Raw genomic sequence first — 26,892 nt, 5'->3', positions numbered from 1 at the left:
TCGTCACCTTCCGGAAGCCTAATTGATCACCCGCCGGGTTGATCCATGTTGCATTGTTCGGGACGCGGGTGCCGGTGCCACAGGGGATCGCGGGGGCGCCGGTTCGATGGTACGGCGAGCGGCATGGCTCCCTCCCCTTCCGATTCCGACGCGGCTCCCGTTCCGCCCCCGCGGATGCGGATCGACGCCCTCGACGTCGCCCGGGGCTTGGCGCTCGCGGCGATGGCGGCCTACCACGCCACTTGGGATCTCGGGTACCTCCGGCTGACCCCGGAGAATTACGCGCTCACGCCGCCCGGCCGGATCGCCGCCCACCTCATCGCCGGCAGCTTCCTGATCCTCGTCGGGGCGGGCCTCGTGCTCGCCCATGGCACCGGCATCCGGCGACGGGCGGTGCTGACACGATTCGCCCGCATCGGCGGGGCGGCGCTGGCCGTCACGGTCGCCACCTATCTGCTGTTTCCCGGGAGCTACGTGTTCTTCGGCATCCTGCACTGCATCGCGGTCGCCAGCGTGCTCGCCCTGCCGTTCCTGTTCGCCCCGGCCGTGGTCACGGCTGTCTGCGCCGCCCTGGTGATCGCGGCTCCCGGTGTTGCGGGGTGGGGCTTGGCGGACGGGAGCGCCCTCGACAGCCCGGTCCTGTTCTTCCTCGGCCTCGGCAAGACGTTGCCGCAGACCAACGACTACGTGCCGCTGTTCCCGTGGTTCGGATTGGTCCTCGTGGGGATCGTCGCCGAGCGCCTCGGCGGACCGCGCCTGGCGAAGACCCGCCTCGGCCGCTGGCGGGCCGTGCGGGGGCCCGGGCGGGCGACCGCCTGGGCGGGGCGACACAGCCTCGCCGTCTACCTCGTCCACCAGCCCGTGCTGCTGGCCCTGTTCTCCGGCATCGCCGCCCTCACCGGGCCGCATCCGCGCGCCGGTGAGGCGGAGTTTCGGACGGTCTATGCCCGCAACTGCGTCGCGACCGGGGGCGAGGCCGCGGCCTGTCGGGTCGCGGCGCGCTGCCTCGTCGGCGCGTTCCGCCGCGACGGATTATGGGCGCAGGCGCAGCGGACCTTCACGGTCGCCGAGCGTGCGAGGGCGCAGGCCCTGTCGCAGGGCTGCTACGAAGCCGCCGAGGGCACGGCCCCGGCGCCATGACGCCTCAATCCTTGGCGCGCTCCACGTAGGACCCGTCTTCCGTCATGATGACGACGCGGGTGCCGACGGCGATGTGCGGCGGCACGGCGGTGCGCACGCCGTTCGACAGGATGGCCGGCTTGTAGGACGACGACGCCGTCTGGCCCTTCATGGCGGGCTCGGTCTCGGTAATCTCGAGGGTGACGCGCTGGGGCAGCTCGACGGTGAGCGCCACGTCGTTGTGGATCGAGACCATCACCTTCATGCCCTCCTGAAGGTAGGGTGCGGCATCGCCGATCACGTCCTTCTGGATCGCCACCTGATCGTAGGTCTCGGGGTTCATGAAGTGGAAGCCCTCGCCGTCCTCGTACAGGAAGGTGTGCTCCCGGTCCTCGACGAAGGCGCGCTCCACCGACTCGGTGGTGCGGTAGCGCTCGGACACCTTCACCCCATCGGTGATGCGGCGCATGTCGAGCTGCGTCACCGGGGTGCCCTTGCCCGGGTGGATGTTCTCGATCGTCAGGATGACGTAGAGCTTGCCATCCTTGTCGACGACGTTGCCCTTGCGGAGCGTGGAAGCGATCACCTTCACGGGGTCAGGTCCTGTTCGTGTCTCGAGAAACGGGTCGGTCGCCCCGGCGCGGTTCGGGTCCGCGGGAGCGACATCGTCGTTCCGCCACTACCCTATCCGTGCCCTCGTTGCCAGCCGCAGGACCAGGTGGAGGAAGGAAGGCCTTGAGACGTGGAGACGCCCGGCCGCCCGTGATATGGCCCCGGCGATGACCGCTCCCTCCCCCTGGTGGCATCCGGACCGCCACGCCGACCGGCGTCCGGCCCTGATGGCGCGCAACCGCATCGCCGCCGCCCTGCGGGGCCATTTCGCGGCGGCCGATTTCATCGAGGTCGAGGCCGCCAGCCTTCAGGTGTCGCCCGGTAACGAGGCACACCTCTCCGCTTTCGCGACGGAGATCCTCGGTCCCGATGGCGTGCCCCATCCGCTCTATCTGCACACCTCCCCGGAATTCGCCTGCAAGACCCTGCTGGCGGCGGGCGAACGTCGGATCGTGAGTTTCGCGCGGGTGTTCCGCAACCGCGAGCGCGGCCCCCTGCACCACCCCGAGTTCACGATGCTCGAATGGTATCGGGCGGGCGAGGACTACACCGAACTCATGCGCGATTGCGCCGAGGTGCTGGCTCTGGCGGCCGAGGCAGCGGGCACCCGGCGCCTCGCCTATCGGGGCCGCGAGGCCGACCCGTTCGCGACCTTCCGGCGCGTGACCCTGGCCGAGGCCTTTTCGGAGGTCGGCATCGATCTCCTGGCCACCGTCGCGCCGGACGGAACGACGGATCGGGATGCCTTCGCGGCGGCCGTTCTGGCAACGGGCCTGCGGGTGGCGGAGGACGACACCTGGGCGGACCTCTTCAGCCGCGTTCTCGTCGCCCGCATCGAGCCCGGTCTCGGCATCGGGCGCCCGACGATCCTGTGCGAGTACCCGGTGTCCGAGGCGGCGCTGGCCCGGCCGAGCTCCCGCGACCCGCGCGTGGCCGAGCGATTCGAACTCTACGCCTGCGGCGTCGAACTCGCCAACGCGTTCGGCGAACTCACCGATCCGGCCGAGCAGCGCCGCCGCTTCACCCTGGAGATGGACGAGAAGGAGCGAGTCTACGGCGAGCGCTACCCCATCGACGAGGCGTTCCTCGCCGCCCTCGCCCTCATGCCCGAGGCCAGCGGCATCGCGCTCGGCCTCGACCGGCTGGTGATGCTCGCCGTCGGCGCGCCTCATATCGAGGATGTGCTGTGGACGCCCGTCACCGGGGGGCGCCGGTGAACCGCCCCCTGAAGAGCCCCGCCGACCTCGCGCGGGCCGGGCTGGTGGACGCCGCGGCCCTCCCCGCCCTGGAGGCCGTGGCCGCCCGCTACGCCGTGTCGGTGACGCCGGACCTCGCCGACCTCATCGATCCGGCCGACCCCCACGATCCCATCGCCCGCCAGTTCGTGCCGCGGGCGGAGGAACTCGCGACGCGCCCGGAGGAGGATGCCGACCCCATCGGCGACGACGCCCACAGCCCGCTCGCCGGCCTCGTCCACCGCTATCCCGACCGGGTGCTGCTGAAGCCGCTCCATGTCTGCCCCGTCTATTGCCGATTCTGCTTCCGCCGCGAGCGGGTCGGCCCCGACGGGCTCGGCACCCTGAGCGACGCCGAACTCGATGCAGTCTTCGCCTATATCGCCGGCCGGGCGGAGATCTGGGAAGTGGTGGTCACGGGCGGCGACCCCTTCGCCCTTTCGCCCCGGCGGCTGGCCCGGATCGCCTCGGCGCTGCGGGAAATCCCGCACGTACGGGTGCTGCGCTTCCACACCCGCGTCCCCGTGGTCGAGCCCGCGACCGTGACCGACGGCCTCGTCGCGGCCCTGAAGCAGTTCGGCGGCGCGGTGTTCGTGGCGCTCCACGCCAACCACCCGCGCGAATTCACCCCCGCGGCGGCGGCGGCCATCGCCCGCCTCGTCGATGCCGGCATTCCCATGGTGAGCCAGACCGTGCTGCTCGCCGGCGTCAACGACGACCCCGCCACCCTGGGCCGGCTGATGCGGACTTTCGTGGAGCATCGGATCAAGCCGTATTACCTCCACCACGGCGATCTCGCGCCCGGCACCGGCCACCTGCGCACCGATCTCGATGCGGGGCGCGCCCTCATGGGGCATCTGCGCGGCCGGCTGTCGGGCCTCGCCCAGCCGCTTTATGTCCTCGACATCCCCGGCGGCCACGGCAAGGTGCCGGTGGGGCCGGACTACCTCCGCGCCACGGCGGCCGGCTGGCGGGTCGAGGATCCGCAGGGTCGTGTCCATGCCTACCCGCCGATCCCTGAGGCATGAGGCCGGTCCGGGTCTCGCGTTCCCTCCCCTGAAGGCCGCCCTCGCGCCATGTTCTTTCCGCTCTCGAAGCTGATCTTTTTCGTCATCACGCCGTCCAACGCGCTGATTCTCGCCGTGGTCGCCGGGATGCTCCTCATGACCGTCGGGCGCTGGCGTCGCTTCGGACGTGTGCTCGCCGGGGCGGCGGGCCTCGGGCTTCTCGTCGCCGGTTTCTCGCCCCTCGCCCTCTGGGTCGCCTTGCCTTTGGAGGATCGGTTCCCGGCTTTCGTCGACGACGGAACCCCGGTCACCGGCATCGTGGTCCTCGGCGGCGGCGTCGAGACGCGCCTGTCGGCGGCGCGCGACCAGTTCGTCGTCAACGACGCCGGGGAACGCCAGCTCGCCCTCATCGATCTGTCCCGGCGGTATCCCGACGCGCGTCTCGCCTTCACGGGCGGAAGCGCCGCGCTGCGGCCGGGCGAGGTGTCGGAAGCCGAAATCGTCGGCCGCACCGCCGACGGCCTCGGCCTGCCGCGCACCCGTCTCATCCTGGAGAACCGCTCGCGCAACACCCGCGAGAACGCCGCCTTCACCGCCGATCTCGTCAAGCCGAAGCCCGGCGAGCGCTGGCTCCTCGTCACCTCGGCCTGGCACATGCCGCGCGCCGTCGGGTGTTTCCGCGCGGCGGGCTTCACCGTGGCCGCCTATCCCGTCGACTACCGCACCGCTGGGCCGCGCGACGCGGTGCGCTTCAACAGCTTCGCCTCCGACGGGCTCGCCCTCCTCGATGTCGTGGTCAAGGAGTGGATCGGCCTCGTGGTCTATCGGCTCSCCGGCTACACCGACGCCTGGATGCCGGCGCCTCAGGCTTCGTCGGTTCCGGCCGAATCGACGTCGGCCGCTGGCAGCGCCAGCCGGTAGATGCCGCGGAAATCGTCGACATCCTCCACGGGCTTGCCCTTGCGCATGATCGCGATCTGACCGGCCTTGGTCATCCGCACGGCGATGCGGCGCACCGGCTGCATCATCGGGCTCCACACTTCGGGCTGGGCGCCGCCGATGTCGCGGGCAACCTCCGAGGGGCAGACGGTCTTGCCGGGACCGCGCTCGGCCAGGAGGCGCAGGATGGTCTCGGCGATGAGTTCCTCGCTGGGGCCCTTGCGGACCGATGGCGCGGGGGGTGGTGGGGCTGCCGCCTTCGGGGCCGGCGGCGCCTTGGTGCCAGGTGCCTCGCTCGCCTTCTTGGCAGCGGCCTTCTTGCCCTTGAGGGCTTTTGCGGCGGCGATCCGGGCGATGGCGGTCTTGCGGGGTGGTTTCTTCGGATTGGTCATGGGTCCAACCCCTGCCCTGTCCCGTCGTCCTGCGCCAGGAGGGCGGCGCGAATTTTCGAACTGAACTGACGTCGCCACATCACGCAGACCACCGCCGTCGTGGTGAGAAACAGCAGAACCGGGCTCACGAACCATCCGAGATAGGCGAGCGCGAAGAAGAACGCCCGCTGCCCGCGCGCGAAATGGGACCCGGCCGCGATGTTCATCGCGGAGGCACGCCGCGCGGCGAGTTCCATCTCGGCCATGCTGGCGCTGGAGCCCTTGGGCGGCACCGCGCCGAGCAGGATCGCCCCGTAATTGAACAGCCGGTAGGCCCAGGAGAATTTGAAGAAGGCGTAAATGAACACCACCGCCAGCCCCGCGACCTTGATCTCCCAGGTCGTCCGGGTGGCGACGGCGCCGAAGGGCAGCGCCCCGAACAGGGTCAGTACGTCGTCGCCCGAGCGCGACAGGGTCAGGACGCCGCCGAGCGCGATGAGGGAGGTCGAAGCGAAGAACGCGGTACCGTTCTGGAGGGAGGCGTTGATGGTGGTGTCCACCACCCGGTTGTCGCGGTGGATGAGCTGCTCCGCCCAGATCTCGCGCTGGCGGTTCATGATCTGGCTCAGGCTCGTGCGCCGGCCCCGCATCCGCGAGACCGCCATGCCGTAGCCGGCCCAGGCCGCCACGAAGAAGCACAGGGCCGCGAAATCGAGGTAGGAGAAGTCCGCCGTGATCATCGGGTGCGCCTGATGCCGGGCCGATCGCGACCGCTCCGGCGCTAGCCCGGATGGCCGCTCCCTGTCCAGGGTCGGGCCCGTGCGGCCGTTTCAGTCGTGCAGGATCTGAAAGCCCGCCGCTGGGACCGGTCCCTCCGCCTCGGTGATCTCCGTCACGCGTGCCCCTGGAGGCCCCTGCCGGCAAGCGGCGAGCATGGCCGCGACGGCGTGGGCCTCCCCCGAAAAGGTCGCCGCCACGGTGCCGTCGGGCCGGTTGCGGACGTGGCCCGAGAGGCAGAGGCGCTCGGCCTCGCCCTTGGTCCAGAACCGGTAGCCGACGCCCTGCACGCGGCCGTGGATGATCGCCTCGACGGTTCTGATCCGGCTCATGGCAATGCTCCTGTCAGGCGGCCCGGCCCCGCAGCCAGCCGCGCAGTTCGGCGATGTAAGGGGTCGGCAGCTGCGCCGCATCCGCAGCCGCCAGGACCGATTCGAGGTAGCCTGGACGCGGTGCTCCCTGGGCGGCGCTGCCGCCGAGATAGATCAGGGCGCGCTTGGCTCCGCCTTTCAGTGTGATGGGCTGATAGGCCTTGATGTAGAGGCCGCCGGCGACCCCCTCGTAGCGATCGAGCGCCGGCACGTCGGCCAGCGCGAGTTCCCAGACCACGCCCCACACGGTGGCGCGCGGATCACGCACCACCGAGGCGTAGCCCTCGCGCATGACGATGAAGCGGTGGCGGTTGAGCCGGCCCTGCCCGATCAGGCGCGAGCCGGGGCAGCGCGCGGCCATGGCGGCCGCGTCCATGTTGGCCCCGTAGGCGAAGTAGAGCGGCACGGGCCGCGCCGCGTCAGGCGAATTCGAGGATCACCGCATCGACGGCGAGGCTGTCGCCCTCCTTCGCCGCGATCTTCGAGACGGTGGCGTCGCGCTCCGCCCGGAGCACGTTTTCCATCTTCATCGCCTCGACGATGGCGAGCGGCTCGCCGTTCTTCACCTCCTGGCCTTCACGCACCAGGATCGCCTTGACGAGACCGGGCATCGGGCAGAGCACCTGCTTGCCCGAGCCGGCATCGACCTTCACCGGCATCAGGGCGGCGAGTTCGGCCTCGCGCCGGGTGTAGACCCGGGCCTGCGCCGCCGCACCCGCATGCTGGAGCGCGACGCCGTTGAGGAGGCCGCGCACCTGCATCGCCACGCGCTTGCCGGCGATCTCGCCCTGCCACACGGGCTCGCCCGGGCGCCACTCGCTCTGCACGGTCCACGTGGTGCCGTCCTCGCCCGTGACGATGAGCGTGCCGCCCACCGCATCGACGGTCACCGGATAGGACGCATCCGCCAGGATCACGACACGGTCGCGCTCGAAGTGGAGCAGGGCCGGATCGCGCATCTGGCCCGAGATGCCGCGCTTGCGCTCGTTGAGCTTGTGATCGATGGCAGCGGCCGCGGCCGCCATGACCTGGGCGATCTCGCCCCTGGGCTCGGGGGCGGAGAAGCCCTCGGGAAACTCCTCGGCGATGAAGCCCGTGGAGATGTTGCCCGAGCGCCAGCGCGGATGCGCCATCAGGGCCGACAGGAACGGGATGTTGTGGCGGATGCCGTCGATGGCGAAGGCGTCCAGCGCCTCGCCCTGTGATTCGATGGCCTGCGCCCGGGTCGGCGCCCAGGTCACGAGCTTGGCGATCATCGGATCGTAGTGGATCGCGATCTCGCCGCCCTCCTCCACGCCGGTGTCGTTGCGCACGATCGCGTCGCCGAACCGACCCTCGGCCGGCGGCCGGTAGGTGGTGAGGCGGCCGATGGAGGGCAGGAAGTTGCGGGTGGGATCCTCGGCGTAGACGCGGCTCTCGACGGCCCAGCCGTTGAGCTTCACGTCCGTCTGCGCCAGGGGCAACGTCTCGCCGTAGGCCGAGCGGATCATCATCTCGACGAGGTCGAGGCCGGTGATCATCTCCGTGACGGGGTGCTCGACCTGCAGGCGGGTGTTCATCTCGAGGAAGTAGAACGACTTGTCCTGGCCGGCGACGAACTCGACGGTACCGGCGGAGTCGTAGTTCACGGCTTTGGCCAGAGCCACGGCCTGCTCGCCCATCTTCCGCCGTGTCTCCTCGTCGAGGAGCGGCGACGGCGCCTCCTCGATGACCTTCTGGTTGCGGCGCTGGATCGAGCATTCGCGCTCGCCGAGGTAGATCACGTTGCCGTGCTTGTCGCCGATCACCTGGATCTCGATGTGGCGCGGATCGGTGATGAACTTCTCGACGAACACCCGGTCGTCGCCGAAGGACGAGGCGGCCTCGGACTTGGCGCGGGCGAAGCCCTCGGCGACCTCGTCGGAGGAATAGGCGATGCGCATGCCCTTGCCGCCGCCGCCGGCCGACGCCTTGATCATGACCGGATAGCCGATCTCGTCCGCGATGGTGACGGCGTGCTCCGGGCTCTCGATGACGCCGAGGAAGCCCGGCACCGTGGAGACGTTGGCGGCGGAGGCGGCCTTCTTCGATTCGATCTTGTCGCCCATGGCCGCGATGGCGTGCGGGTTCGGGCCGATGAAGACGATGCCGGCGGCCTCGAGGGCACGCGGGAACGCTTCGCGCTCGGACAGGAAGCCGTAGCCCGGATGCACGGCCTGGGCGCCGGTCTGCTTGCAGGCGTCGATGATCTTGTCGATGAGCAGGTAGGACTGCGCCGCCGGGGCCGGTCCGATATGCACGGCCTCGTCCGCCATGGCGACGTGCACCGCGTCACGATCGGCGTCCGAGTAGACCGCCACGGTCTTGATGCCCATGCGGCGGGCGGTCTTGATGATGCGACAGGCGATCTCGCCACGGTTCGCGATCAGGATCTTCTCGAACATCGGTCCGGCACTCTGGTCGGTCAGGAAAGGTCGGGGCGCGCGGGACGCCCAAGCTCGTTCCCGTTAAAGCAGTTCTCCGACTTCGGAAAGCTGACCGGCCCGGCACGACGGGGTTTCTTCGGTTCGGTGCTCGCCCGGCGCGCCCGGAGCTTGCCCCGGTCGTTCGCGCTGCAGGAGGTTCGCGCCGCAGGACCTCTCAGGCCGCGGCGAGAAACTCCATCCGGGCCGGCTCGGCGGCGCGGCGCCGGTTGGCTTCCAGGGCGAAGGCGATGAGGGCTTCGTCGCACGACTGGGCCTCGCGGACCACGGCCTGGGCGATCTGACCGGCGAGGAGCGTCGGGCCGGTGCCGTTGCGCAGGGAGGCGGCGAGCCAGCGGGCGGTGCCGGCATCGATGGTGCCCGTGGGCCGCTCGCCCCAGACTGCGAAATCGACGATGGACGCGATGAGGAAGGGGCCGAAGGCGGCATCGATCTGCGGCACGGCCCGGTCGAGGGCGATGAGCATGTCGGCCTCGTCGCGGGTAAGGAAGCCGTCCGGCAGCACGTCGCGGGCGAGAGCCTGGACGTCGGCGGCCGTGATCCGGCCGGCGGCGACGGTACGGTTGCAGAAGAGCTGCAGCGAATGGTTGATCATGACTTGATTCCTCTCCGGTCTCGACTTTGCCGGTCTGTGCCCGTGTCTATGGTTGGACTATGCGGGCCGGGAGGCTTCAAGTAGTTAACGGCCAAATCTGAATCGACGTTCAGGTTAAAGCCTGATCACGAATGAGACTTATCGAAAGATGTCTAAACCCGAGGGACGCGGACGCCCGTCGGGCGGATGGCGGTGCGCTCTCCGTGCGATCAGCGCACGATGACCTTCGAGCCGATGGGCACGCGGTCGTAGAGGTCGACCACGTCGTCGTTGAGCATGCGGATGCAGCCGGACGAGACCGCCTGGCCGATCTTCTCGGGCTCGTTGGTGCCGTGGATGCGGAACAGCGTGTCCTTCTTGCCCTCGGCGAGGTAGAGGGCACGCGCCCCGATCGGGCTCGTCGGTCCGCCTTCGAGGCGCTTGGGCAGATCGGGCCGGCGCGCCAGCATCTCGGGGGGCGGGTTCCAGTCCGGCCACTCGCCCTTGCGGTCGACTTCCGCCGTACCGGCCCAGGCCATGCCCGCATGGCCGACCGCCACGGGGTAGCGCACAGCCTTGCCGTCGGGCAGCACGAAGTACAGCCGGCGCTCCTTCGTGACCACGATCACGGTGCCGGGCGCTTCCCGGCTAGGGTAATCGACGGTGGCGCGGGCGATCTTCGGGTCGATGACGGCAGTGGGCGCGAGTTTCATCCACGCCTTGTCGCGCGCCTCGCCCGTGAGGGCGGCCGGCGTCGCCGCGGCCGTCTGGGTCACCCCCGGCGCGGCGACGTTGGCGGTCTGCGTGTTGCAGGCGGTCAGGGAGAGCGCGCACGCGAGGGCGGCCAGGAGGGGAAGTGGGCGCATGGAACGGGCCTGTTGGCATGCCCGCGTCGTGCCGAAAATCCGGCGCGACACAAACTTGGTTGATGAGGAACTTGGTTGATGAGGTCTTGCGCAACCTAACCCGAGCGCGCATCCCAACGTAGGGTCACGCGACGAAGACGTGGCGCAATTGCATCGCCTGTTGCTTCAACGCAACGACAACGGCGGGCATCCGCTCGGGAGGGATGATGTGACGACGCTTTACGTGAGCCATCCCGCTGCCCTCGACCACGCCATGCCGGCCGGGCACCCCGAGAGTGCCGAGCGGATCCGCGCCGTGGACCGGGTGCTGGAGGACGAGCGATTCGCCGGCCTCGTGCGTGGGCTCGCCCCCCTCGCCGACGCGGCGGTGCCGACCCTGGTCCATCCCGTACCCTACGTGCAGGCTCTCATCGAAGCCGCCCCGCGCGAAGGCTTCGTCCAGATCGACGGCGACACCCTGCTGTCGCCCGGCACCATCGAGGCGGCCCTGCGCGGCGTCGGCGGGGCGGTCCATGCCGTCGACGCGGTGATGAAGGGCGAGTGCCGCAACGCCTTCGTGGCCATGCGTCCGCCCGGCCACCACGCCGAGCGCATGCAGGCCATGGGCTTCTGCGTGTTCAACCACGCCGCCATCGCGGCGCGCCACGCGCGGCAGGCGCACGGCGCCTCCCGCGTCGCCCTGATCGACTGGGACGTCCACCACGGCAACGGCTCCCAGGACATCTTCTGGGACGACGCGAGCGTCCTCTACGCCTCGACGCACGAGATGCCGCTCTATCCCGGCACGGGCGCCGCCTCGGAGCGCGGCAACCACGACACCATCGTCAACGTGCCCCTGCGCGCCGGCGACGGCAGCGAGCGCTTCCGGGAGGTGTTCGAGGCCGGCATCCTGCGCCGGTTGGAGGCGTTCGCCCCCGACCTTATCGTGATCTCGGCGGGGTTCGACGCCCACCGCCTCGATCCCCTGGCCCATATCCAGCTCGACGAGGCGGATTTCGGCTGGGCCACGCGCCGGGTCATGGAGATCGCCGAGAAGCACGCGGGTGGGCGCGTCGTCTCGGTGCTGGAGGGCGGCTACAGCCTCAAGGGCCTGGGCTTATCGGTGGCCGCGCACGTGGACGCGCTGATGGGGCGGTGAGCGTCCGCCGGATCACGGCGGACGAGGCTACGATCCGGCCTTCCTCCGTGTTGCGCTTCCCTGTGGTGATTCAGGATGGCCTCGCGGCATCTTACCCCTCCAGGCGCTCGTCCCCCAAGAACTCGATCCCGAAGCCCGACAGACCGACATAGGCCCGCGACGAGGTCGCGAGGTTCCGGATCGAGACGACACCGAGGTCGCGCAGGATCTGTGCGCCCAGGCCGACTTCGCGCCAGGCCCGCACGCGCTGGGCCTCCGCGCCCTCCTCGGCATAGGACTGGAGCGGAACACCCGCCGAGCCATCGCGAAGGTAGACGAGGATGCCCCGGCCTTCCTGGACGAAGCGGCGTTTCACCGCCTCGATCTGCCGGCCGCCCTCGATCACGTCGGCCACCACGTTGGAGCGGTGCAGGCGCACCAGCACGTCGCGCCCGTCGCCGATGTCGCCGTGCACGAAAGCGAATTGCTGCACGGTCTCGAACGGCGTGGTGTAGGCGTAGCCCGTCATCACGCCCGCCTCCGTGGTCACCGGGAAGGTCCCGACGCGCTCGACCAGCTTTTCACGAGCCTGCCGGTAGGCGATGAGGTCGGCCACCGAGACGCGCTTCAGATCGTGCGTGTCCGCGAAGGCCGTGATCTGCGGGCCCTTCATCACGGTGCCGTCGTCGTTGGCGAGCTCGCAGATCACGCCGACGGGCGGGAGACCGGCGAGCTTGCACAGGTCGACGGCCGCCTCGGTGTGGCCGGAGCGCATGAGCACGCCGCCATCTTTGGCGATGAGGGGGAAGACGTGGCCGGGCCGTACGAAGTCCGACTCGCCCATGTTGCCGTTGGCGAGCGCCCGTACGGTGTTGCAGCGCTGTTCGGCGGAGATGCCGGTGGTGAGCCCGTGCTTCACGTCCACCGTCACGGTGAAGGCGGTGCCCAGCGGCGCATCGTTGGCCGCCACCATGGGATCGAGGCGCAGGCGCCTGGCCTCGGCCCGGGTAAGGGGCGCGCAGACGATGCCGCAGGTGTTGCGGACGATGAAGGCCATCTTCTCCGGCGTGCAGAGGGAGGCGGCGACGACGAGATCGCCCTCGTTCTCGCGATCGTCGTCGTCGGTGACCACGACGATTTCGCCGCGGGCATAGGCCTCGATGGCCTGCGTGACATGGGTGTGGGGCACGGGCAAATCTCTCGGAATCACGATGGCGGGTACGGCGGGGTGGGGCGGGCTCAGGCCCGCTCGCCCACCTGCCCCCGGTGGCGCAGATAGTGATCGGCAAGGACGCAGGCCATCATGGCCTCGGCCACCGGTACGGCGCGGATGCCGACGCAGGGGTCGTGGCGGCCCTTGGTGACGAGGTCGACGTCCCGGTTGTCGTTGGTCACGCTCATGCGCGGCGTCAGGATCGACGAGGTCGGCTTCACGGCGAATCGGCAGACGATCGGCTGGCCGGTGGAGATGCCGCCCAGCACGCCGCCGGCATGGTTGGCGAGGAAGGTGGGGGCGCCGGCATTGCCCGAGCGCATCTCGTCGGCGTTGTCCTCGCCGCGCAGGGCGGCGGCCGCGAAGCCGTCACCGATCTCGACACCCTTCACGGCGTTGATGGACATCATCGCGGCGGCGAGATCCGCGTCGAGCTTGCCGTAGATCGGCGCGCCGAGGCCGGGCGGCACGCCCTCGGCCACCACCTCGATCACCGCGCCGATGGACGAGCCGTCCTTTCGGATCTCATCGAGGTAGGTCTCGTAGAACGCCGCCGTCCCGGCATCGGGGCAGAAGAACGGGTTACGGGCGACCTCGTCCCAGTCCCAGAGCGACCGGTCGACGGCGTGCGGGCCCATCTGCACCAGGGCGGCACGGATGACGACGCCGTCCGGCAGGACCCGGCGCGCGATGGCCCCGGCGGCGACGCGGGCGGCGGTCTCGCGGGCCGAGGAGCGTCCGCCGCCGCGATAGTCGCGGATGCCGTACTTGGCGTCGTAGGCGTAGTCGGCATGGCCCGGCCGGTAGCTGTCGCGGATCTCCGAGTAATCCTTCGAGCGCTGGTCGGTGTTCTCGATCTCCAGGGCGATGGGCGTGCCGGTGGTGAGCTGCCGGCCGCCGGTGCGGTCGTCCGAGAACACGCCCGAGAGGATGCGGACCTGATCGGGCTCGCGCCGCTGAGTGGTGAAGCGCGACTGGCCGGGCTTGCGACGGTCCAGCTCCGCCTGGATGTCGGCGGCCTCGATGGGCACCCCGGGCGGGCAGCCGTCGACGATGCAGCCGAGGGCGACGCCGTGGCTCTCGCCGAAGGTGGTGACGCGGAAGAGGTGGCCGAAGGTGTTGTGGGACATGGTGCCCCCGCTCTAGCGCGGGTCTTCGCGAGTCACAAATGCCGGGCCGGCGCCCGTCCCATGCGGCGCCGGCCCGGCGGTCTTCAGGCCGGGACGTCAGCGATTCCCCGGGGTTCCACCTCGGACACGGCGTTGCGCTCGTGCCGGAAGCGCGAGAGGGCCGCGTAGGTCTTGAGGCGTGCCCGCATGAGGGAGCCGAGCGGCCGGTGCGCGGCGAGGCTATGGGCGGGGCGGAATCCCAGCACGTCGTCGGCGTAGGCGAGGCGCGCCGGGCTGTCGGCCACCTGCACAGGCAAGACGAGGCGGGCCACCGTGCGATAGGGGCTTTTCGTGTCGGACCATTCCTTCGAGGCGTCCTCGATGGGCATGGCGTCGAGATCGGTGCAGAGCTGGACCCGGATCTCGAACACCGCCTCGGCCTCGCGGAACTGCGCCGTCACGGCATGGCGGAACACGTCCGGGTCCGCCCCGGGGTCGAGGGTCGCGTCGGCCAGGGCGCCCTGGGCCGCCGTCGCCGGGAAGGCGCCGAGCTTGGCGACGTGGTCACCGTACCGCAGGGCCGCCTGACTGTAATACGGCTCGGCCAGGGGATGTTTCGGGGCGTGGCCGAAGAAGTCGAAGATCGGCGTGTCCTTGCCGGTGAAGGTCTTCACTAGGGTGTTGGCGGCCTGGGCCATCTTCGAGACGATGACCTTCACATCTTCCGGCGCTTTGGTGCCGAGCTCGAGCTGCTTCATGCTGCCGAGGAAGCCCGCCGCGTCCGGGTTGGGGAAGACCGGGCCGGTGGCGAGGACGAAGTCCTGCGTCGGGGCGTCGTGACCCGGGAGTTTCTCGCCCTCGACGCCGAACACCTTGATGGCCATGCCGCGGTGGGTGGACACGGAATCCTTGAGGAGCTCGCCGGGGCCTTGGGCGAATCGCACCACTACCGGATGGGTGCCGGGCCTGGCGAACAGGCCCTGCGCCAGTTCCGGCGGCAGGTTGTCTGGAATGTGCAGCTCGCCCACGACCACGCCGCTGACCTTGGCGTGGGAGGCACGCACGGCGTGGCCGTAGCGCTTCGCCGTGGTCTCGCTCTCGCGGATCATCGAGGCGATGATCTTGTCGATCACCGCATCCTCGTCGGGTTTCGGCGTCTCGATGCCGTGGTGATAGCGCAGGTAGGTCTCGCCCATGGTTCTCTCGTCTGGAGGAATTCCAGGAGAGAACGCGCGCCGCCGCCACCGTGTCCGGTCACGAATCGGTGTGAATGCCTTCAGTCCTCCGGCCGCGCCAGCACGCCGCCCGTCATCGCCTCGCGCACCCCCGTGGTCGACGGGAAGGTGATCGGCAGGCCTTTCAGCGAGCGCACGGCGAGATGCGCGAAGGCCTGGGCCTCGAGATAGGCCGAGGACCAGCCGATGGCGTCGGCCGTCGTGATCTCGGCGCGCAGGTGGTAGTTCAGGAGGCGCACCAGTTCGCCGTTGCGCGCCCCTCCGCCGGCGACGATCCAGCGGGCCGGAATCTCGGGCGCGTGGTCCAACGCCCGCGCCACGGCGCGCGCCGTGAAGGCCGTGAGCGTCGCCGCGCCGTCCTCCGTCGAGAGCTGCCCGGCGAGCTTGTGCGAGAACCAGTTGCGATCGAGCGACTTCGGCGGCCGGCGCGCGAAGAACGGGTGGATGAGGAGCCAGGCCAACAGCGGCTCGTCCGGGCGCCCCCGCGCGGCGGTGCGGCCGCCGTCGTCCAGGGGGCGGCCCGTGCGCTCGCGCATCCAGTCGTCGATGAGCGCGTTGCCCGGCCCGGTGTCGAAGGCGATGACGTCGCCGTTCGAGGCGATGAGGGTGGCGTTGGCGACGCCGCCGATGTTGAGGATGCCGAGCGCGCCCTCGAAGCCCGAGGCGCGGGCGAGCGCCTGATGGAACACCGGCACCAGGGGGGCGCCTTGTCCGCCCGCCGCGATGTCGGCGTGGCGCAGGTCCGACACCACGGGGATGCCGAGGCGACGGCTGAGCGCCGCCCCGTCGCCGATCTGCACGCTCATGCGCTGGTCGGGCCGGTGCACCACGGTCTGGCCGTGGAAGCCGATGACGTCGATGTCGGCGGGCGTCAGGCCGTTGTCGGCGAGGAAACTCTCCACCGCTTCGGCATGGGCAGCGGTGACGAAGGCTTCCGCCTCGGGAAGGCACCCCGGCCGATCCTCCCGCGCCGTGACGGCCTCCGAATCGGCGAGCGCGCGGCGCAGCAGATCGCGATCCTCGTCCGAGTAGCCGCGATAGCCCGTGGGGCCGAGGGGTTCGAGGTAGCCGTTGTGGCTCTGCACCACCCGCACGTCGTGCCCGTCGGTCTCGATGAGGGCGACGTCGACGCCGTCGAGGGACGTTCCGCTCATCAGGCCGATGGCGCGCATCATGGTCATGGTCGTGCCTTCCTCGGTCAGCCCTGCTAAGAGCCGGCGCAATGACGCGCGGTGCTATCACGCCGGTCCGCGCCGTGTCCCACCCCCGTGATCCTCCGACACCGGAACCGTCCATGTCCCCCGCGCCCGACGCCTTCGCTCCGAAATCCGATTTCCTCCGAGTGCTGTCCGAGCGCGGCTTCATCCATCAGGGCTCGGACCTTGCCGGCATCGACGCGGCGGCGCTGGAAGGCCAGCTCACCACCTATGTGGGCTACGATTGCACGGCGGCCTCGCTCCATGTCGGCCACCTCCTGTCGATCATGATGCTGCACTGGCTCCAGGCCACGGGCGGCACGCCCATCACCCTCATGGGCGGCGGCACCACCCGGGTCGGCGACCCTTCCGGCCGCGACGAATCACGAAAGATCCTCACCCTCGCGCAGATCGAGGAGAACAAGCTCGGCATTCAGAAGACGTTCGCGCGGTTCCTCAAGTTCGAGGGCGGCCGCAACGCCGCGACCATGGTCGACAATGCCGAATGGCTGACGAAGCTCAACTACATCGAGATGCTGCGCGATATCGGCCGGCATTTCTCCGTCAACCGGATGATGTCCATGGACAGCGTCCGCATGCGGCTGGAGCGCGACCAGGAACTGTCGTTCCTCGAATTCAACTACATGATCCTCCAGTCCTACGACTTCGTCGAGCTGAACCGCCGCTACGGCTGCACGATGCAGATGGGCGGCTCGGACCAATGGGGCAACATCGTCAACGGCATCGATCTCGGGCGCCGGATGGGCACGCCGCAACTCTACGGCCTCACCTGCCCGCTCCTCACCACGGCCTCGGGCGCCAAGATGGGCAAGACCGCCGCCGGGGCCGTGTGGCTCGATGCCGGCATGCTCTCGCCGTACGATTACTGGCAGTTCTGGCGCAACACCGAAGATGCCGATATCGGCCGCTTCCTCAAGCTGTTCACCCTGCTGCCTATGGGGGAGATCGCCCGGTTGTCGGCGCTGCAGGGCGCCGAGATCAACGAGGCCAAGAAGGTCCTGGCAAGCGAGGCCACGGCCCTGATGCACGGACGCGAGGCGGCGGACAGTGCCGCCGAGACGGCGCGGAAGACCTTCGTCGAAGGCAGCGTGTCGCAGGATCTGCCGACCGTGATCGTCTCGGCCGACCTCCTCGATGCCGGGCTCGGCGTGCTCTCGGCCTTCGGTCCGGAATACGCCAAGCTGGTGCCGTCCACGAGTGAGGCCCGCCGCCAGATCAAGGGTGGCGGCCTGCGGGTGAACGACGTAGCGCTGACCGACGAGCGGGCGGTGCTGCGCACGGGCGACGTGACGGCGGACGGGGTGATCAAGCTGTCCTTCGGCCGCAAGAAGCACGTGCTGCTGAAGGTCGGGTAGACGCCCCGGCCCGGGCTGCGCGGCCTATCGTTCGGTCTCGCCCATGGGCGCGGCCCCCATGATCCCGTCGTTGCCCCCGCCGGCGCTGAAGAGCTTGCGCAGGATGCCGGGCGCCAGGGCGGAAAGGGGATTGACGCTGACATCGGGCTTCGACAGCCGGCCGGCGACGCGGAAGTTGAGGGCGAACAGACCCTCGTTGTGCCCGCCGCCGAGGAGCTGTCCGAGGATCGGCAGTTGCGACACCACGTTGTTCAGGCCGTAGAGCGGCACGAAGGTGCCGTTGATGTCCGTGCGTTCTTTCGCCGTGTCGAGGTAGCCGTTCAGGGTGAAGCCCATGGCGGCGTTGGAGATCGCCGCGTCGGTGAAGTCGACCCGCGCGCCGGTGCGGACGAAATTGGCGCGCAGGCGGTCGAAGGTCACGTCGTTGCCGGCGTTCTGCACGATCTGCTTGCGGCCGCGCGCATCGACGATCTCGCTGCTCGCCGGTCCCTGCGCCATGATGCTCGACAGGGCCGGCTCGTTGCGCAGGACGAAATTGCGGATCTGCACGACGCCCGCCTGCGGTCCGTCGTTGAGAGCGGTGCTCATGATCAGCCGGCCGCCATACATCCGCTTGTAGATGTCGGCGAACCGTAGGGTCGCGCCGGCATCCTGGGTGTCCAGCGTCAGGGTCGGGCCCTGGTCCGAGCGGCCGATCTGAGCGGTGAACGGAGCCGCTCCGAAGCGGCCCTGGACCCGGCCGGAGCGTACGTCTTTCCCCTTCAGGACGAGCTTGACGGAGGCGTTGGTCAGAGCCTCTCCGTTGAAGCCCGTGAGGATGGCGAGGGAGAGGTCGGCGTCGATGTCCTTCGGGGCGGCGTCGGCCTTGCCTTTGCCATCCGGGCCGGTGAGCCCGCGCAGGATCGGGCGGGCATCGGCCACGGCGCCCTTCACGCCGATCCGATAGGTGTTTCCGGAGCGTTCGAGCTGCAGGCGCATGTCGTCGCCCGGTGAGAGCTTCAGGCTCGACAGATCGGCCCGCTCGAACTGGCCGTCCGCCCCGAGGCTCGCCGTACCCCGCGCCGCAGCCGGGGCTGCGTCGAGGACGATGTCGCGCAGCTCGAACCCGCCACCCGACGCGTTCTCGATCAACGTGAAGGCGAGGCGGCCGGGTTTTCCGGCGGCCTTGGTGAAGCCCGGCACGATGCCGTCGATCCCCGCACGGGCCAGATCGGCCTCGATCCGGATCGGCGGCTTGCCCGAACCCGGGCGTCCGATGGGCACGGCGATCCTCACCGGAATGGCGCCGGTGAGCTGGGGCGCGACGGGCAGGCCCTTCTTGGCGCGCAGGGCCTCGTCGAGGCTCAGACCGACGAGAACTTCGCCGGGCGCCCCGGGCTTGGGCTGACGCAGATCCACCGTGAGGGGCGAGCCCATGACGCGGGCATCGCCCTTGAGGGCGAAGGCGCCGCGATCGTAGGACACCGTGAACCGCCCGGCGTCGAGGCGCTCCTTGCCGAAGGCCTTGTCGACGCCGACATCCGTGAGCGTGCCCCCGATGGTCACCGGCAGGTCCGGCAGGTCGGGGATCTGCTTGAGGTTCAGCGGGAAGTCGATGCGTAGGTCGGCCGTGCCCTTCACGCTGGCCGGATCGATGTCGACGCCGGTCAGGGTCTTGAACATCTTCGTCTGCATCAGGGAGACGAGGGCATCGGCCCCGCCTCCGAGGCGCATGCCGATCTGCGCCACCACCGCCTCCGGGGTGATCTTCGGGATGACGAAGGATCCGTCGGTGATGGACAGGACGCGGTTGTCGGCCATGCGCAGGTCGGCGGTCACGTTGCGGATGGTGGTGGTGAGGCCGGTGATGACACCGGTGACGCGGCCACGGCTCAGGGGCGGCGCGTCGTCCGAGACCGCGAGCGTCGCGTCGGAGACGGCGAAGGCGATGTGCACGGCATTGTCGGGCATCGGTTCGCCGCGCGTCGCGGCGGCGAGTTCGCTGCCGCTCATGTCGACGGTGATGTCGACGCTGTCGACTTTTCCCCCGCGCAGGTAATCGACGAGGTAGTTGCGCGCCGCCGGCGCCACGTGTTCGGGCCACAGGCGCATGGCCATGCGCCCATCGGTGTTGGCCGCGGCGATGCGCAGGGTCAGCCCGTCGTCGTCGGCGGTGGTGCCGAGGGTGCCGGTGATCCGCCCGCTCGCCGGGCCGGCCTTGACGGAGAAATCGTCGATGGCGATGCCGCCGGCCCGCCCCGTGAGATGCGCCGACAGGGATTCGATCGCGACGGGGCGGTCCTGCGCGTTGGCGCCCCGCAGGGTGGCGTCGCGCCCGGCGAGGCTCATGGTCCAGGCGATGTCGGAATCCGGAGCCCCTGCGGTCCAGGCCCCGGTGAGACGAGCCGAGTTGCCGGCGCCGCGATAGTCGAGGGCATCGAGCTTCATCGCCCGGCCCGCCTCGTCCCAGCTCACCTTCGCCGCGAGGCTGTCGATGGTGACGGGGTTGAAGTCCTTCTCCTCGATGAGGAAGTTGCCGTCGCTGGTTCGGATCGTGGCCGCCATCGACTCGATCCGTCCGGCGTCGAGGGCGACGTCGGCCTTGGCCGAGAGCTTGAGGTCGGTCTCCACCGGCAGCTTCGACTGACCGGAGAGCAGCAGCAGGTCGGTGATCGGCAGATCGTCGAGGGTGATGATGCCCGTGCGGCGGGTGCCGCCGGCCTCCTGCACGTCGCCGCCGAAACGCCATTCCCCGTGCGGACCGTCGATGCGCAGTTCGAACACGCGGGCGTTGCGGGTGGCGTCGCGCCGGAACAGGCCGTTGACGTGCTCGAACACCGCGCGCTGGCGGGCGTCGTCGTCGATGAGGGTGAGGCGGCCGTTGGTGATGCGCGCCCGGTCGAGCGCCCCGACGATCCCGGCGGAATCCAGCACCACTCCGAAGATCGACGCCACGGTGGCCGAGATCGGCGAAACGGCCCCTTGCGTGGCGTCGACGCTCGGCAGGGTATGGGGTTGGACGGCCCCGGCCTGATCGGGGTCGTTCGCCGCGAACGCGATGGCGCCGTTGCGGTGAACCAGGGCGGTCATCTGGAGGTCGCGGAATTCGATGGCGCGCGGCTGGACCGAGAGGCGGGCGAGGCCCCAGGTGTCGAGGCTCACCACGGCCTGCGGCGCCCGCACCACGAGGGCACCCTCGGAGTTGTAGATGTCGAGCCCGGCCACCCGCAGGGCCAGGGAATTTTCCGAATCGAGCTCCAGGGCGCTGTCGCGCAAGGTCACGCGCCAGCCCGTGCCGATGCTGCCGGCGATGGCCGATGCGACACGCTCCGACATGCCGTCGATGCGCAGGGGACCGTTGGACAAGCGCCAAACCAGGCCGGCGAGCCCGAGGCCGACGCCGAGCACGAGGATCAGTACGGGCCAGAGGACCCAGCGCCGCCGCCGTCCGGCCACGCGGCCCGGCCGCAAACCCGTGACCGTGTCCTGAACCATCAATCCGTGAGCCGCTGGATCGGAACGCACCCTCGGGCTATCGAGCGGCGGTCCGTGGAGGAAAGGCTTCTCGGGCATTCGACCCGGGCCATGGCGTTGGCCCCAGGCACACCATCAATCGGCCGAAAGGAAGGCATCATGCCCCTCGTTACCGGAGATCAGGCTCCCGACTTCGATCTGCCCGGGGCTGGCGGCGACGCCATCCGCCTGGGCGATCTCACCGGCCGCAAGGTGGTTCTGTACTTCTACCCGAAAGACGACACGAGCGGGTGTACCCTGGAAGCGCAGGGATTCAACGCCCTCGGGCCCGCATTCGCGGCTGCCGACACGATCGTGATCGGAGTCTCGCCCGATTCGGTGAAGAGCCACGACAAGTTCAGGGCGAAGTACGACCTTACCATTCCGCTGGCCTCGGACGAGTCGAAGGCCATGCTGGAGGCCTACGGGGTGTGGGTCGAGAAGAGCATGTACGGCCGGAAGTACATGGGGGTCGAGCGTACGACGATGCTCCTCGACCGCTCGGGCCGCATCGTCCGGATCTGGACGAAGGTGAAGGTTCCGGGCCATGCCGAGGAGGTCCTGGCGGCGGCGCAGGGCGAGGCCTGAGCCGGCAACGGCGTGACGCCCCTGACCCGCATGGTGAATCCCAAGGCGTGATGGTGAGCCTTCGTTAACCCTGATCCGGCCAGATGGTGCGTGTTGGATCAGGTTCACGTCGATGCCCTTCCTCACCCGTCAGCCCCACGACACGGCGAAGCCTAAGGCCGTGGCCGGATCGGGAGCCGGTCCCTTCGGGCGGGGACCCGGTCTGCGGGTCCTCGGAGCAGCGTTGGCACTCTCGACGGCCTGGGCCGGTGGAGCCACCTACTACCTCGTGTTCCACGACGAAGTGCTGGCTCGCTTCGTGTCGCAGCAGAGTACGATGCAGTACGGCTACGAGTCGCGCATCGCCGCCCTCCGCTTCGAACTCGAACGGGCAACCGTGGAGCAGGTGACGACGCGCGACGGCCTCGCGACGCGTCTGGCCGATCTGTCCCGGCGCCAGGCTGCCCTCGAATCGCGTCAGGGCGTACTCTCGGCTTTGGCCGGCGACCCCATGGCGTCCCGCCTGCCCGAATTGCCGGCCCAGGTACCGGCCGAGGACGAGATCGTGCGTGAGGCCGCCCAGCGGCGTCCCGGCGCCACGGCCAAGCCGTTCCCGACACCGGAACCGGGGCCGGCTGTAGATTCCCCGGTCGAGCCCCTGGATCTGCGCGGCGCCCGGGAATCCTTCCGCCGCACCGGCCTCGTCGTGGCCCATCTGGCGCGCCGCCTCGACGGCTTGGCCGAGGCTCAGTCCCGAGCGGTCGCCGGCATCGGCGCGAGTGCCGGACGCACGGCTCAGCGCCTACGCGGACTCGTTGCCCGAACAGGCCTGGATCCGTCGCGGTTCGAGTCGCGCGAGCCCGGCCTCGGCGGCCCCCTGGTGCCCCTCGGCGACGATCCGTTCGGGATCGCCGCTGCTCAAGCGCAACGGGCCGTCACCGAGGCGGCCGCCCTTCGCCGCATCACCGAGACCTTGCCCCTGCGACGGCCCATCGCCGGCGACATGCCGGTGTCGAGCACCTTCGGCGCCCGCCTCGACCCGTTCACGCGGGGCTACGCCATGCATACGGGCCTGGATCTGCGCGCCGAGACCGGTGAGCCGGCCTACGCCACGGCGGCCGGACGCGTCACGGTCGCCGACTACAACGGCGGGTACGGCAACATGGTGGAGATCGATCACGGCCACGGGCTGGCGACACGCTACGCGCATCTCTCAGCCTACGCGGTGACACCGGGGCAGTGGGTCGCAGCCGGGGCCCTCGTCGGCCGCGTCGGCTCGACGGGCCGCTCGACGGGGAGCCATCTGCATTACGAGACCCGGATCGACGGGGAGCCCGTCGATCCGCAGCGCTTCCTTCGATTGGCCGACGCCCTCGCTCAGGTTCCTTGAGAGAAGGGTCGCCCGAAAAGTCTCAGTCGAGATCCTCGACCGCGTCGGCGCCGCCGTAGACACGCTGGGCCAGGGATGCCTCCATGAACGGATCCAGCGCCCCGTCGAGCACCGCGTCCGGATCGGTGGATTGCGTCCCCGTGCGCAGGTCCTTCACCAGCTGATACGGTTGCAGCACGTAGGATCGGATCTGGTGGCCCCAGCCGATATCCGTCTTGGCGGCGGCCTCGGCGTTGGCCTTCTCCTCCCGCTTCTTCAACTCGGCCTCGTACATGCGGGCGCGCAGCATGTTCCAGGCGGTGGCCCGGTTCTTGTGCTGCGACCGCTCCTGCTGGCACGCCACCACGATCCCGGTGGGATTGTGGGTGATGCGCACGGCGGAATCCGTGGTGTTCACGTGCTGGCCGCCGGCGCCCGACGAGCGGTAGGTGTCGATGCGGCAGTCGGATTCCTTGATCTCGATGACGATGCGGTCGTCGATCACCGGATAGACCCACACGGAGGCGAAGCTCGTGTGCCGGCGCGCGCTCGAATCGTAGGGCGAGATCCGTACCAGCCGGTGCACGCCCGACTCGGTCTTGAGCCAACCGTAGGCGTTGTGGCCCTTGATCAGGAGCGTGGCGCCCTTGATCCCGGCCTCGTCGCCGTCCGACCACTCGACGATCTCGACCTTGTACTTCCTGCGCTCGGCCCAGCGCCCGTACATGCGTTGGAGCATGTTGGCCCAGTCCTGGCTCTCCGTGCCGCCGGCCCCCGAATGGACTTCGAGATAGGTGTCGAAGCCGTCGGCCTCGCCGGACAGGAGGGTCTCGATCTGGCGGCGCGCGGCCTCCTTCTCGACGGCGCGGACGCCGTTCTCGCCTTCCAGAACCGTGTCCTGGTCGCCCTCCATCTCACCGAGTTCGATGAGGGTGGCGGCGTCGTCGAGGTCCTGGGACAGGCGCTTGATGGAGGTGAAGGCCTCGTCGAGCTGCGTGCGCTCGCGCATGACGTTCTGCGCGGCCTCGGCATCGTTCCACAGGGCCGGGTCCTCGGACGCCGCGTTCAGCTCCGCGAGGCGTTTTTCGACGGTATCCCAGTCAAAGATGCCTCCTCAGCAGTCCGATCGACTGCTTGGCGGCATCCGAGAGTTGTTCGATCTCGGCGCGCATCTGGTGTTTCGGGCTCGTGTGCGAGGTGTGAGCGCGGGTGATACCGACCCGCCCGCATGGTGTAAACGCCGGAGCGCTCCCCGATGACGACCCGGACCATGAACCGCGACCGCCCCGCCCCAGGAACGCCCGACGCTCCTCGCCGCCACCGTCGCGGTTGTGGCGATGGGCACGGTCCTGCGCCTCGTGCCGTTGGGCTTGCCGCCGGCCCTGGTGAAGTATGGCGGGTCGATCCTTTGGGGCGCGATGGTCTACGGCCTCGTGGCGACCGTCCTGCCGCGCCCGCGCCGCCGCATCGTCGTCCTGGCCGCCCTCGTGGCGCTTGCCGTCGAGCTGGTGCGCCTCGTCCACGCGCCGGGGCTCGACGCATTCCGGGCAACCCTGGCCGGACAGCTCCTGCTCGGACGGATCTTCTCCCTGTGGAACCTCACGGCGTACGCAGCTGGCATCGCCGGCGCCGTCCTCGTGGATTCACGCCTGCGGCGCACGCCCACCCGGGGCGCGCCGTCCGATCCTCAGCGGCGATAATCCTGCGGGCCGATGCGGGCCGGGTTGAGGACGTATTCGCGCGGACGGGTCGAGCCGTCGAGGCGGCCTTCGCTGTGGCTGTCGCTGAAATACTCGGTGCCGGTGAAACCGAACCCCCCACCGTTCATCACGCTCGGAACCGGGATGGCGCGCGGATCATCGGGGAACGGACGTCCCGTGGCGAAGTCTGTGGGTAGGACCACCGGTCCGTCGGCGGCGTGGTAGCGGGTCTCGGCCACGGCCGATGCGGTGAGTCCGAGCCCGACGAGGCCGGCGGCGAGGATCGTTCGCGAGGTCAGCGACACGGGCAGGCTCCAGGGAGAGAGGATCGGAGGGATACGTCTGCCGCCCACCATGGCGCAAACCCGGCGCCCTGTCCGTGGCCCTTCGGCGTCACCACGCGACTGCGCGGCCTCGCCCTGTGGGAAACGGAAAGGCGCGTTGCCGTCAGCCCTTGGAGTGGATCACCACCTCGGACTCGCGCTGGATCGGGGTGCAGTTCGAGTAGAACGCGTTCAGCACCACCGGGCGCGAGCCGCAGGCATAGCCGAGGCCCGGCGCCGGCGCCGGGACGGGGTCACGGGCGACGATGGGCTTCGGGGCGCAGGCGCCGGCCGACGCGGCCAACGCCAGCGCGGCAATCAGGGTCAATCGGCGCATGCGATCCTCTGCGAATGAAACTCGCGACATCGCCCGACCCTGCGGATGCCGGCCACGGGTGACAAGCCGCGGCGGCCGGCCGTGCACCGCTTTGCCGGTGCCTGTCGCCGCCGCGCAACAAGTGCGGCGGCGTACGCCTCAGTCGGCCTTGCGCTTCAGCCGGCCTTGCGCCTCAGCCGGCCTTGGCGAGGGGGGGCGATCCGGCCGGGGCGGCGACCGGGGGCACCACATTGTGGAGCGTCCGATCGGAGCTGTCGAAGAACCGCCGGATGTTGCGGGCGGCCTGCCGGATGCGCTGCTCGTTCTCGACCAGGGCGATGCGCACGAAGTTGTCGCCGTGCTCGCCGAAGCCGATGCCGGGGGCCACCGCCACGTCGGACTTCTCCAGGAGGAGCTTGGAGAATTCGAGGCTGCCCAGCGCCTGGTACTTCTCCGGGATCGGCACCCAGGCGAACATCGAGGCGGAGGGGCTGGGGATCTTCCAGCCGGTCTTGTCGAACGACTCGATGAGGGCGTCGCGGCGCTTCTTGTAGATGGAGCGCATCTCGGCGATGCAGTCCTCCGGTCCGTTCAGCGCGGCGGTCGCCGCCACCTGGATCGGCGTGAACGCGCCGTAATCGAGGTAGGATTTCACCCGGGTCAGCGCCGCCAGCAGCCGCTCGTTGCCCACGGCGAAGCCCATGCGCCAGCCGGCCATGGAGAACGTCTTCGACAGGGACGTGAACTCGACCGTGCAGTCGATGGCGCCCGGCACCTCCAGCACGGAGGGCGGCGGCTCGCCGTCGAAATAGACCTCGGCATAGGCGAGATCCGACAGGATGATGATCTCGTGGCGCTTGGCGAAGGCGACGAGGTCCCGGTAGAAATCGAGGCTCGCCACGTAGGCCGTCGGGTTCGAGGGATAACAGACCACGATCGCCACGGGCTTGGGGATCGAGTGCTGCATCGCCTTCTCGACGGCGGGGAAGAAGGCTGGCGTCGGCTCGGCCGGCACCGAGCGGATCACGCCGCCCGCCATGAGGAAGCCGAAGGCGTGGATCGGGTAGCTGGGGTTGGGCACCAGCACCACGTCGCCGGGCGCCGTGATGGCCTGGGCCATGTTGGCGAAGCCCTCCTTGGAGCCCAGCGTCGCCACCACCTGGGTGTCGGGGTTCAGGCTCACGCCGAAGCGGCGCTTGTAGTAGTTCGCCTGGGCCCGGCGCAGGCCGGCGATGCCCTTGGATGACGAATACCGGTCCGTGCGCGGACGCCCGGCGGTCTCGACCAGCTTGGCGATGACGTGACGCGGCGCGTCGAGGTCCGGGTTGCCCATGCCGAGATCGATGATGTCGGCGCCGTTGGCGCGGGCCTGGGCCTTGATCCGGTTCACCTGCTCGAAGACGTAGGGAGGCAGGCGCTTGATGCGATGGAAGTCGGTCATGGCCTTCACGGTGTCCATGGGCGCGGATCGGGACCGAGGCGCGCGAAAGGTAAAGGGCTGTCATCACCCGGAGATGCCGGCGTGGTCTAACACTTCGCGCGTTTC

General features: G+C 69.7%; 26 protein-coding genes. 9 read left to right on the top strand and 17 right to left on the bottom strand.

Annotated elements, in window-relative coordinates:
- The first annotated feature begins 123 nt into the window (after positions 1–123).
- Positions 124–1,140, top strand: coding sequence for a heparan-alpha-glucosaminide N-acetyltransferase (locus ASF22_RS04365; RefSeq protein WP_056261820.1), 1,017 nt, complete (start codon positions 124–126; stop codon positions 1,138–1,140).
- A 4-nt stretch (positions 1,141–1,144) separates the two neighbouring features.
- On the opposite strand, the gene efp is transcribed toward ASF22_RS04365, so the two are convergent.
- Positions 1,145–1,711, bottom strand: a complete 567-nt coding sequence (efp, locus tag ASF22_RS04360; protein WP_056174827.1) for an elongation factor P — start codon at positions 1,709–1,711, stop codon at positions 1,145–1,147.
- 187 nt (positions 1,712–1,898) lie between these two features.
- Here efp and epmA point away from each other — a divergent pair, with 187 nt between their 5' ends.
- From epmA to ASF22_RS04345, 3 genes are read left to right on the top strand one after another with little or no spacing between them, the layout of a single operon-like run.
- Complete coding sequence (epmA, locus tag ASF22_RS04355; protein WP_056261896.1) at positions 1,899–2,948, top strand: EF-P lysine aminoacylase EpmA; 1,050 nt, start codon at positions 1,899–1,901, stop codon at positions 2,946–2,948.
- Positions 2,945–3,994, top strand: a complete 1,050-nt coding sequence (locus ASF22_RS04350) for a lysine-2,3-aminomutase-like protein (RefSeq protein ID WP_056175085.1) — start codon at positions 2,945–2,947, stop codon at positions 3,992–3,994. Before epmA ends, ASF22_RS04350 begins: the two co-directional genes overlap by 4 nt.
- A gap of 48 nt (positions 3,995–4,042) precedes the next feature.
- Complete coding sequence (locus ASF22_RS04345) at positions 4,043–4,894, top strand: YdcF family protein (RefSeq protein WP_056261818.1); 852 nt, start codon at positions 4,043–4,045, stop codon at positions 4,892–4,894.
- Here the strand turns inward: ASF22_RS04345 and ASF22_RS24715 are convergent.
- The 7 genes from ASF22_RS24715 to ASF22_RS04310 all read right to left on the bottom strand — a co-directional run bounded on the left by ASF22_RS24715 (position 4,837) and on the right by ASF22_RS04310 (position 10,333).
- On the bottom strand, positions 4,837–5,112 hold the full coding sequence (locus tag ASF22_RS24715; protein WP_056175082.1) for a DUF3253 domain-containing protein: 276 nt from the start codon (positions 5,110–5,112) through the stop codon (positions 4,837–4,839). The genes ASF22_RS04345 and ASF22_RS24715 overlap by 58 nt on opposite strands.
- Positions 5,113–5,300: 188 nt before the next feature.
- Positions 5,301–6,023 carry a DUF599 domain-containing protein gene (locus tag ASF22_RS04335; protein ID WP_056174824.1) on the bottom strand — a complete coding sequence of 241 codons (723 nt, stop codon included), beginning with the start codon at positions 6,021–6,023 and terminating at the stop codon, positions 5,301–5,303.
- 90 nt (positions 6,024–6,113) lie between these two features.
- Positions 6,114–6,392, bottom strand: a complete 279-nt coding sequence (locus ASF22_RS04330; protein ID WP_056261815.1) for an acylphosphatase — start codon at positions 6,390–6,392, stop codon at positions 6,114–6,116.
- 13 nt (positions 6,393–6,405) lie between these two features.
- Entirely contained in the window at positions 6,406–6,837 is a 432-nt protein-coding gene (locus ASF22_RS04325) for a gamma-glutamylcyclotransferase (protein ID WP_056261812.1), read from the bottom strand.
- A gap of 13 nt (positions 6,838–6,850) precedes the next feature.
- The gene (locus ASF22_RS04320) at positions 6,851–8,854 is read right to left on the bottom strand and encodes an acetyl/propionyl/methylcrotonyl-CoA carboxylase subunit alpha (protein WP_056261809.1); all 2,004 of its coding nucleotides are present in this window, start codon (positions 8,852–8,854) and stop codon (positions 6,851–6,853) included.
- Between the two features lie 196 nt (positions 8,855–9,050).
- The gene (locus tag ASF22_RS04315) at positions 9,051–9,488 is read right to left on the bottom strand and encodes a hypothetical protein (protein WP_056261806.1); all 438 of its coding nucleotides are present in this window, start codon (positions 9,486–9,488) and stop codon (positions 9,051–9,053) included.
- 209 nt (positions 9,489–9,697) lie between these two features.
- Complete coding sequence (locus ASF22_RS04310; protein WP_056261804.1) at positions 9,698–10,333, bottom strand: L,D-transpeptidase; 636 nt, start codon at positions 10,331–10,333, stop codon at positions 9,698–9,700.
- A 208-nt stretch (positions 10,334–10,541) separates the two neighbouring features.
- Between ASF22_RS04310 and ASF22_RS04305 the strand changes: the two genes are divergently transcribed.
- Positions 10,542–11,471, top strand: a complete 930-nt coding sequence (locus ASF22_RS04305; protein WP_056175080.1) for a histone deacetylase family protein — start codon at positions 10,542–10,544, stop codon at positions 11,469–11,471.
- A 91-nt stretch (positions 11,472–11,562) separates the two neighbouring features.
- Here ASF22_RS04305 and ribB read toward each other — a convergent pair whose 3' ends face one another.
- The 4 genes from ribB to ASF22_RS04285 all read right to left on the bottom strand — a co-directional run bounded on the left by ribB (position 11,563) and on the right by ASF22_RS04285 (position 16,188).
- On the bottom strand, positions 11,563–12,639 hold the full coding sequence (gene ribB, locus ASF22_RS04300) for a 3,4-dihydroxy-2-butanone-4-phosphate synthase (RefSeq protein ID WP_056261802.1): 1,077 nt from the start codon (positions 12,637–12,639) through the stop codon (positions 11,563–11,565).
- A 50-nt stretch (positions 12,640–12,689) separates the two neighbouring features.
- A complete protein-coding gene (aroC, locus tag ASF22_RS04295; RefSeq protein ID WP_056261798.1) occupies positions 12,690–13,793 on the bottom strand; it encodes a chorismate synthase in 1,104 nt (367 codons plus the stop codon).
- 83 nt (positions 13,794–13,876) lie between these two features.
- Positions 13,877–14,968 (bottom strand): catalase family protein, encoded by a 1,092-nt coding sequence (locus ASF22_RS04290; RefSeq protein ID WP_056261795.1) that lies wholly within the window; start codon positions 14,966–14,968, stop codon positions 13,877–13,879.
- A gap of 80 nt (positions 14,969–15,048) precedes the next feature.
- Positions 15,049–16,188, bottom strand: coding sequence for an anhydro-N-acetylmuramic acid kinase (locus tag ASF22_RS04285; RefSeq protein ID WP_200927094.1), 1,140 nt, complete (start codon positions 16,186–16,188; stop codon positions 15,049–15,051).
- A 113-nt stretch (positions 16,189–16,301) separates the two neighbouring features.
- Here ASF22_RS04285 and tyrS point away from each other — a divergent pair, with 113 nt between their 5' ends.
- Entirely contained in the window at positions 16,302–17,579 is a 1,278-nt protein-coding gene (gene tyrS / locus ASF22_RS04280; protein ID WP_056261792.1) for a tyrosine--tRNA ligase, read from the top strand.
- A gap of 24 nt (positions 17,580–17,603) precedes the next feature.
- Here the strand turns inward: tyrS and ASF22_RS04275 are convergent, their stop codons facing one another.
- Positions 17,604–21,053 (bottom strand): DUF3971 domain-containing protein, encoded by a 3,450-nt coding sequence (locus ASF22_RS04275; RefSeq protein WP_056261789.1) that lies wholly within the window; start codon positions 21,051–21,053, stop codon positions 17,604–17,606.
- A 138-nt stretch (positions 21,054–21,191) separates the two neighbouring features.
- On the opposite strand from ASF22_RS04275, the gene ASF22_RS04270 reads away from it, so the two are divergent.
- Both ASF22_RS04270 and ASF22_RS04265 read left to right on the top strand, forming a co-directional pair.
- The gene (locus ASF22_RS04270; protein WP_056261787.1) at positions 21,192–21,659 is read left to right on the top strand and encodes a peroxiredoxin; all 468 of its coding nucleotides are present in this window, start codon (positions 21,192–21,194) and stop codon (positions 21,657–21,659) included.
- A 112-nt stretch (positions 21,660–21,771) separates the two neighbouring features.
- Positions 21,772–23,028: a M23 family metallopeptidase gene (locus ASF22_RS04265; RefSeq protein ID WP_056261784.1), complete on the top strand. Its 1,257-nt coding sequence runs from the start codon at positions 21,772–21,774 to the stop codon at positions 23,026–23,028.
- 22 nt (positions 23,029–23,050) lie between these two features.
- Here ASF22_RS04265 and prfB read toward each other — a convergent pair.
- A protein-coding gene (gene prfB / locus ASF22_RS04260; protein ID WP_156368860.1) for a peptide chain release factor 2 occupies positions 23,051–24,179 on the bottom strand; the annotation gives its coding sequence in 2 pieces (ribosomal slippage) (positions 23,051–24,109 and positions 24,111–24,179; 1,128 coding nt in all).
- 165 nt (positions 24,180–24,344) lie between these two features.
- Between prfB and ASF22_RS04255 the strand changes: the two genes are divergently transcribed.
- Positions 24,345–24,707 (top strand): DUF2809 domain-containing protein, encoded by a 363-nt coding sequence (locus ASF22_RS04255; RefSeq protein ID WP_056261891.1) that lies wholly within the window; start codon positions 24,345–24,347, stop codon positions 24,705–24,707.
- On the opposite strand, the gene ASF22_RS04250 is transcribed toward ASF22_RS04255, so the two are convergent.
- The 3 genes from ASF22_RS04250 to ASF22_RS04240 all read right to left on the bottom strand — a co-directional run bounded on the left by ASF22_RS04250 (position 24,695) and on the right by ASF22_RS04240 (position 26,787).
- Positions 24,695–25,012 (bottom strand): hypothetical protein, encoded by a 318-nt coding sequence (locus ASF22_RS04250; RefSeq protein ID WP_244472897.1) that lies wholly within the window; start codon positions 25,010–25,012, stop codon positions 24,695–24,697. The two genes, ASF22_RS04255 and ASF22_RS04250, sit on opposite strands and share 13 nt — an antisense overlap.
- A 142-nt stretch (positions 25,013–25,154) precedes the next feature.
- On the bottom strand, positions 25,155–25,367 hold the full coding sequence (locus ASF22_RS04245; RefSeq protein WP_056261778.1) for a hypothetical protein: 213 nt from the start codon (positions 25,365–25,367) through the stop codon (positions 25,155–25,157).
- 172 nt (positions 25,368–25,539) lie between these two features.
- Positions 25,540–26,787, bottom strand: a complete 1,248-nt coding sequence (locus tag ASF22_RS04240; protein ID WP_056261887.1) for an LL-diaminopimelate aminotransferase — start codon at positions 26,785–26,787, stop codon at positions 25,540–25,542.
- Positions 26,788–26,892: the final 105 nt, after the last annotated feature.

Source organism: Methylobacterium sp. Leaf87, from assembly GCF_001422775.1.
GTDB lineage: Bacteria > Pseudomonadota > Alphaproteobacteria > Rhizobiales > Beijerinckiaceae > Methylobacterium.
The sequence above is the reverse complement of the archived record's forward strand: the minus strand, read 5'-3'. Positions and strand labels throughout refer to the sequence as shown.